The 2,315-nt window shown below is 35.0% G+C and carries 2 protein-coding genes; both read left to right on the top strand.

Annotation, left to right across the window (positions count from 1 at the left end; translation table 11 throughout):
- Nucleotides 1-411: 411 nt before the first annotated feature.
- Nucleotides 412-1,095: a response regulator transcription factor gene (locus ACPYKA_RS14200; RefSeq protein WP_479542893.1), complete on the top strand. Its 684-nt coding sequence runs from the start codon at nucleotides 412-414 to the stop codon at nucleotides 1,093-1,095.
- A partial coding sequence (locus tag ACPYKA_RS14205; protein ID WP_479542894.1) for a HAMP domain-containing sensor histidine kinase occupies nucleotides 1,096-2,315 on the top strand: 1,220 nt, incomplete at its 3' end.

Raw genomic sequence — 2,315 nt, forward strand, 5'->3', positions numbered from 1 at the left:
AAATCCAAAAGAAGAACGTACAAAAAAATTCCTAAGACGAGTATTACCCGAGGAGTATACATTTCATATTTAAATATAAATACCTGTACAGGAGCTAGCGGCTTTAGCCGTGGGAGTCTCAAGTATCTTGCAATCGCAACTTTTTGTATGGTATACCCTGAAGTTCGAACAAGAACGGATGGTTCTCGATTAAAAAAAATCTTATCCACTTTTTTAGTGATCGCTATTGTTTTTATTATTTTTGCTATCACGCGATTATAGCAATGGTCGGAGGAATAATAAGCTATTTGAATAACGGGAGGATACAATTTTGCTCACTTTACCTTAGTGAGCTTTTTATGTGGATAAATCTAAGTTAGCCTTGGTACAATGAAGATAACGTATAAAGCCTCTTGTAAAGTGGGTGAAAACATGAAAAAAATTTTAATCGTTGAAGATGAAGAAAAATTAAGTAGAGTTCTTGAGCTAGAATTGAAATATGAAAATTATACAACGGAGATTGCCGATAATGGAAAAGATGCGCTTCGTTTAATGCAAGACGAGGATTGGGATCTTGTTTTACTTGATATCATGATTCCTGAATTGAGTGGGTTGGAGGTTTTGCGGCGTTTAAGAAAAATGGATGATCACACACCGGTCATCTTACTGACAGCACGAGACCAAGTACATGATAAAGTTAGTGGACTTGATTTAGGCGCAAATGATTATGTAACAAAACCTTTTCAAATTGAGGAATTGCTTGCCCGTATTCGTGCACATTTACGGAAATCAAATAACCATATAGAGGAAACTGACGTATTAAAGGTTGGAGATTTATCGGTTGACTTACAAACCCGGCAAATAATTCGTGAGGGAACTGAAATAGAACTTACCCCCCGTGAATTTGACCTACTTGTATATCTTTTGCAAAATAAAAATATTGTGTTAACGAGGGAACAAATAATGGAACAAGTATGGGGCTATGACTATATGGGAGATACGAATGTTGTAGATGTATATATTCGATATGTACGGCAAAAGGTAGATAAAGGATTTGACACTCCTTATATACAGACAGTAAGAGGGGTAGGTTATACGATAAAGGACGTTACCTAAATGAAGCTAAAAACAAAAATTCAATTATTCTCAAGTCTATTTATGCTTTTATTTATAATGTTAGTAAACACGTCAATTTACTTTTTGTTTTATAAAATTTCAGCAGATAATGAGCTCGAACTATTATCGGATCAGACGCGAACTATTATGGAAACAATGAAGGAAAATCCTGATGTCCCCAAAAATGAGTTATTACGCGCTTATTTACCGAATAATGGTCTTATTCGGATTATTGATGATAAGGACAGGGAACTGATACCGGTAATTACAAAACAAAAAGAATTTAGAGAACTACCCTCCGCGTATTCCACTCGTGAGGTAAAAGAAATTGTAAGAGACGAAACAGGATCCCCAATTGCAGTAATCAGGAAGCCGGTTATTTGGGAAGATGGGGAAATTGTCACGTTGCAGGTAGCAAATTACTTATTCCCTCTTGAAGAAACAATGCGGACACTTTTATATGTTTTAGTCGCTGCATCAATTATTATGTTAATTCCAACTATTATCGCAGGGAACTTTTTAAGTAAATTTATTCTCAGACCGATAAAAGCATTAATCTCAACGATGAAAGAAAATACGAAAGCCGAAAATTGGAAAACAATTGAAATAGAAAATAAATCAAAAGATGAATTGTATGAAATGGAAAAAACATTTAATGAGATGATTGCGCATTTAAAAGAGAACTTTGAGCGGCAAGAAGTGTTTGTGTCAGATGCTTCCCATGAATTAAAGACACCAATTTCAATAATAAAGAGTTACGCGGAGTTGTTGAAACGGCGTGGAAAAAGCCATCCTGAAGTTTTTGAAGAATCCATTGATGCAATAGATACAGAGGCTGACCGTATGCAACAACTTGTAAATCAACTATTGGATCTTGCAAAAAATAAACAATCAGCTCCGAGCACCGAATTAGACTTAGTAAAGCTTACAAAAAACGTAGTGCACACGTTTCAAGCTGCTTATGAACGGGATATATATTTTAAAGCCGAAGCAGATTCCATTTTTATAAAAGGAAATGAAGATCAGCTAGAGCAGATCATTTATATATTATTAAGTAATGCGATTAAATATAGTGAGAAAGAAGTAAACATTGTTTTAACAAGGCATAAAGATACAGTAAAACTTCGTGTTGTTGACCAAGGCCCCGGAATTTCACCTAAAGATCAAAAGCGTATTTTTGATCGTTTTTATCGAGTGGATCAAGCTAGAACAAGAGCTTC

It is taken from the genome of Pseudogracilibacillus amylolyticus (SeqCode) (assembly GCF_051918545.1).
Lineage (GTDB): Bacteria > Bacillota > Bacilli > Bacillales > Amphibacillaceae > Pseudogracilibacillus.

Coding starts and splice junctions, on each gene's coding strand:
- ACPYKA_RS14200 (WP_479542893.1), top strand. CDS start 412: ATGAAAAAAATTTTAATCGTTGAAGATGAAGAAAAATTAAGTAGAGTT.